The sequence below is a fragment of the Pseudomonas sp. AGC41 genome (assembly GCF_057334555.1).
The window spans coordinates 57,791-62,567 of the sequence record NZ_JBHFJB010000159.1 but is presented as its reverse complement, the minus strand read 5'-3'; the positions used below and the strand labels follow the sequence as shown (position 1 = coordinate 62,567).

The window sequence follows — 4,777 nt, the reverse complement described above, 5'->3', positions numbered from 1 at the left end:
CCCCCCCCCCCCCCCCCCCGCCACAGGTTTGTGTGATTACGCTTCAGAGCCGCCAGAACGGCTTCAACCCTTCCGCCCGGGCCTGCTCCCGGCTCAGGCCGATATCGCGCAACTGTTCGGTTGTCAGCTCCAACAAGGCCTTGCGTGTATGCAGACGATGCCAGAACAGGCCCCAGCGGCTCAAGCCGGACGGGGCATTGCGCAGCATGGCATCACGCAGCCCCTTTTCCTGCCCCGCCGCCAGTTCCTGGCTGTGTAACGTCAGCCGTACATCGCTCAAGCCGTTCATTTTGATCGCTCCTGTTTACTTGGGTAGCCAGAGCTTTCATGATGCGCGGACGGCCAGATTCAATACAGATTCAACCACTACCTTTTAAAGCCATACAGAATGAGCATTTTGCGCACTGAATTGTAGTTTTGCGGCTCATCTGTATCGGTTGGCGTTTTCATCTCATCGGGGATGCACCATGACTCTTTACGTGAACCTCGCCGAATTGCTCGGCACCCGCATCGAACAGGGCTTCTACCGCCCCGGCGACCGGCTGCCGTCGGTGCGTGCCTTGAGCACCGAACACGGGGTCAGCCTGAGTACTGTGCAGCAGGCCTATCGCGTCCTGGAAGACAGCGGACTGGCGATGCCGAAACCCAAGTCCGGCTATTTCGTCCCGGTCAGCCGCGAGCTGCCGGACCTGCCAGCGGTTGGACGCCCGGCCCAGCGCCCGGTGGACATCTCCCAATGGGACCAGGTGCTGGAGCTGATACGCGCGGTGCCGCGCAAGGATGTCGTACAGTTGGGCCGCGGCATGCCGGATATCCATTCACCGACCATGAAACCGTTGCTGCGCAGCCTGGCGCAGATCAGCCGGCGCCAAGACATGCCCGGCCTGTACTACGACAATATCTACGGCAACCTCGAACTGCGTGAACAGATCGCCCGGCTGTCCCTGGACTCCGGCTGCCAACTCGGCGCCAGCGACCTGATCGTCACCACCGGTTGCCACGAGGCGTTGTCGGTCAGCATCCGCGCCACCTGCGAGCAGGGCGACATCGTTGCGGTGGACTCCCCCAGCTTCCACGGCGCCATGCAAACGCTGAAGGGCCTGGGCATGAAGGCCTTGGAAATACCCACCGATCCGCTCACCGGCATCAGCCTGGAAGCGCTGGAGCTGGCGCTGGAGCAATGGCCAATCAAAGCCATACAGTTGACCCCCAGCTGCAACAATCCGCTGGGCTACATCATGCCTGAGGCCAACAAGCGCGCTCTGCTGACCCTGGCGCAGCGCTTCGATGTGGCGATTATCGAAGACGATGTGTATGGGGAATTGGCCTACACCTATCCGCGTCCTCGCACCATCAAGTCCTTCGACGACGATGGTCGCGTCCTGCTCTGCAGTTCTTTTTCCAAGACCCTTGCCCCGGGCCTCCGGGTCGGCTGGGTAGCGCCGGGGCGGTATCTGGAACGGGTGCTGCACATGAAATACATCAGCACCGGCTCGACCGCGCCGCAACCCCAGATAGCCATCGCGGAATTTCTCAAAAGCGGACATTTCGAACCGCATTTGCGGCGGATGCGCAGCCAATACCAGCGCAATCGTGACGTGATGATTGATTGGGTCAGCCGCTATTTCCCGGCAGGCACCCGCGCCAGTCGTCCCCGCGGCAGCTTCATGCTGTGGGTCGAATTGCCCGAGGGCTTCGACACATTGAAGCTCAACCGGATGCTGCACGACCAAGGCGTGCAGATCGCCGTCGGCAGTATCTTTTCGGCCTCGGGCAAGTATCGCAATTGCCTGCGCATGAACTACGCTGCCAAGCCAACGGCACAGATCGAGGATGCGGTGCGCAAGGTCGGTGCCGTGGCTATTGCGTTGTTGAACGAAACCCAGCGGGACACCGTCTGACCGTGTAGGCAGGGAAGCCGCATTCAACAGCCGACCCACGCAAACAATCGGAACGAGCCTACGTGAGATCCAGACCGATCCTGTACGCGCTAATGCTAGTCGCCTCGCTGTTGGGCGGCTGCGCCAGTCTTGATGTCACCCGCGAACCCTCCCAGGCGTTGCCGGCCTCCGGCTCAGCGTTCGGCCGCTCGGTGGCGCAACAGGCCGCCCCGCACGAGGGCCGCTCAGGCTTTCGCCTGCTGTCCGACAGCACCGAAGCCTTCACCGCACGGGCCGAGCTGATTCGCAACGCTCAAAGCAGCCTGGATTTGCAGTACTACATCGTTCATGACGGCATCAGCACGCGCATGCTGGTGGACGAACTGCTCAAGGCAGCGGACCGTGGGGTGCGCGTGCGGATCCTGCTGGACGACACCACCAGTGACGGCCAGGAGCAAGTCATCGCGACCCTGGCCGCGCACCCGAATATCCAGATTCGCCTGTTCAACCCGTTGCATCTTGGCCGCGCCACCGGCGTGACCCGCAGCCTGGGGCGCCTGTTCAACCTGTCGCTGCAGCATCGTCGGATGCACAACAAACTCTGGCTGGCGGACAACAGCATGGCCATCGTCGGCGGCCGCAACCTCGGGGACGAATATTTCGATGCCGAACCCAACCTGAACTTCACCGACATCGACCTGCTCGGCGTCGGCCCGGTGGCCGAGCAACTGGGACACAGCTTCGACCAATACTGGAACAGCGCGCTGAGCAAACCGATCGAACAATTCCTTTCCCATCGACCGACCCCCAAGGACCTGGAGAACAGCCGCTTGCGCCTGCAAGCTTCGCTGGAGCAGACGCACAAGGAAAACCAGACGCTCTATCAGCAACTGACCGCCTACAAGACCCAGCCGCGCCTGGACATCTGGCGCGGCCAGTTGATCTGGGCCTGGAACCAGGCGCTGTGGGATGCGCCCAGCAAGGTACTGGCCAAGGATGAGCCAGACCCTCGATTGCTGCTGACCACACAGCTGGGGCCGGAGCTGACCGGCGTCAGCAAGGAACTGATCATGATCTCCGCCTACTTCGTGCCCGGACAGCCAGGGCTGGTGTACCTGACCAGCCGTGCCGATGCCGGGGTCTCCGTGAGCCTCTTGACCAATTCGCTGGAAGCCACCGATGTGCCGGCGGTGCACGGCGGCTACGCGCCGTATCGCAAGGCCTTGCTGCAACATGGCGTACGGCTGTTCGAGTTGCGCCGCCAACCCGGCGACAGCGGCGGCAGCCCACATCTGTTCTACAGCAAGTCTTATGGCGAATCGGACTCCAGCCTGCACAGCAAGGCGATCATCTTCGATCAGCGGAAGTCGTTCATTGGCTCGTTCAATTTCGATCCTCGCTCAGTGCTCTGGAACACCGAGGTCGGCGTACTGGTGGACAGCCCGGAACTCGCCGGCCAGGTTCGCGAGCTGGCTTTGCAGGGCATGGCCCCGACCCTGAGTTATCAGGCCCGCCTGGAGGATGAAAGACTGGTCTGGACCACCGAGGACAACGGCAAGCTGCACGACCTGGATCGCGAACCGGGCAGTTGGTGGCGCCGCTTCAATGCCTGGTTCGCCACGACGATCGGGTTGGAGCGGATGCTTTAGAATCTGGACACTCTTGAGCCACCGGGTATCTGGATGTGCTCAAGCGGTTTGTGTCGCGCCGAACGCCCCTTGGCGCAACAACAGGATGACCAGGCCGAACGCCCCCGCCGCCATGAACAACGGCAGCGCATGGCCGCTGACCCACTGGCTGCCCGCCCCCGCCACCAGCGGCCCGACCAGGCAGCCGATCCCCCACAGCTGCGCAACATGTGCGTTGGCCCGCACCAGCGCATCATCGCGGTAGCGCTCGCCGATCAGGATCAGCGACAAGGTAAACAGCCCACCCGCGCTGGCGCCAAACAGCACCCACAGCGGCCAGATCAACAAGGTATCGATCAGCAGGGGCACCGCGAGGCTGGACAACATCAGTGCCACCGCGCAGCCGGTGAACAACGACCGGCGCGACAGGCGATCGGCCAGGGCGCCAATGGGCAGTTGCAACAGGGCGTCGCCGACCACCACCGTGCTGACCATCGCCAGCGCAATATCGGCACTGAAGCCTTGGCGCAGGCAATAGACCGGCAGCAGCGTCAGGATCATCGCCTCGAATGCGGCGAACAACGACACCGCCCACCCGATCGCCGGCAGACCCCGGCAAAATTCCCACAAATCACCGAAGGTAACGCTGCCCGCCTCACTGGCAGGCGCACCGCTGCGCCCAAGCAGCAACAACGGGGCGATCAATAGCAGCCCGACACCCACCCAGAACCCGTAGTCATGGTCGGTCCCCAGCGCACCGAGCAGCAGCGGGCCGGACAATTGGCTCAAGGCGTAACTGGCCCCGTACAGCGCCACCAGCCGTCCGCGCCATTGTTCGATGACCAACTGGTTGATCCAGCTCTCGCCGAGAATGAACACCAATGTCAGCACGACTCCGATCAACAGCCGCAAGAGCAGCCAGACCGGATAGCTGGGCAACAGCGCCAACAACCCGATGGACACCGCACCGCCCCACAGGCACAGGCGCATCAGCGCCGCCGTACCGAAATGCGCCGCCAGCCGGCTCGATATCTTGGCCCCGACCAGTACGCCAACGGCCGGCATCGCCGCCATGACGCCAATGGCAAACGAGCCGTAACCCCAGCCCTCCAGGCGCAGCGACACCAGGGGCATGCTTACGCCGAGGGCAAGGCCGACGCTCAGGACAGAGGCCAACACGGCGAAATAGGTCGCCCAACGCATTTCCACGCTCCTGTGGCTAACTATCGACTCCAGGCATCACCACAAAACAATGTGGGAGCGAGCCTG

4 protein-coding genes are annotated in these 4,777 nt (G+C 62.8%); 2 read left to right on the top strand and 2 right to left on the bottom strand.

Features of this window, described 5'->3' with window-relative positions; genetic code table 11:
• Window positions 1–43 precede the first annotated feature (43 nt).
• Window positions 44–289, bottom strand: coding sequence for a DUF1127 domain-containing protein (locus tag ACE04F_RS27805; protein ID WP_305497928.1), 246 nt, complete (start codon window positions 287–289; stop codon window positions 44–46).
• Between the two features lie 178 nt (window positions 290–467).
• On the opposite strand from ACE04F_RS27805, the gene ACE04F_RS27800 reads away from it, so the two are divergent.
• Both ACE04F_RS27800 and ACE04F_RS27795 read left to right on the top strand, forming a co-directional pair.
• Window positions 468–1,901, top strand: coding sequence for an aminotransferase-like domain-containing protein (locus ACE04F_RS27800; protein WP_486110777.1), 1,434 nt, complete (start codon window positions 468–470; stop codon window positions 1,899–1,901).
• Window positions 1,902–1,963: 62 nt separating this feature from the next.
• On the top strand, window positions 1,964–3,529 hold the full coding sequence (locus tag ACE04F_RS27795; RefSeq protein WP_486110775.1) for a phospholipase D family protein: 1,566 nt from the start codon (window positions 1,964–1,966) through the stop codon (window positions 3,527–3,529).
• A gap of 39 nt (window positions 3,530–3,568) precedes the next feature.
• Here ACE04F_RS27795 and ACE04F_RS27790 read toward each other — a convergent pair whose 3' ends face one another.
• Window positions 3,569–4,711, bottom strand: coding sequence for an MFS transporter (locus tag ACE04F_RS27790; RefSeq protein ID WP_486110773.1), 1,143 nt, complete (start codon window positions 4,709–4,711; stop codon window positions 3,569–3,571).
• Window positions 4,712–4,777 lie beyond the last annotated feature (66 nt).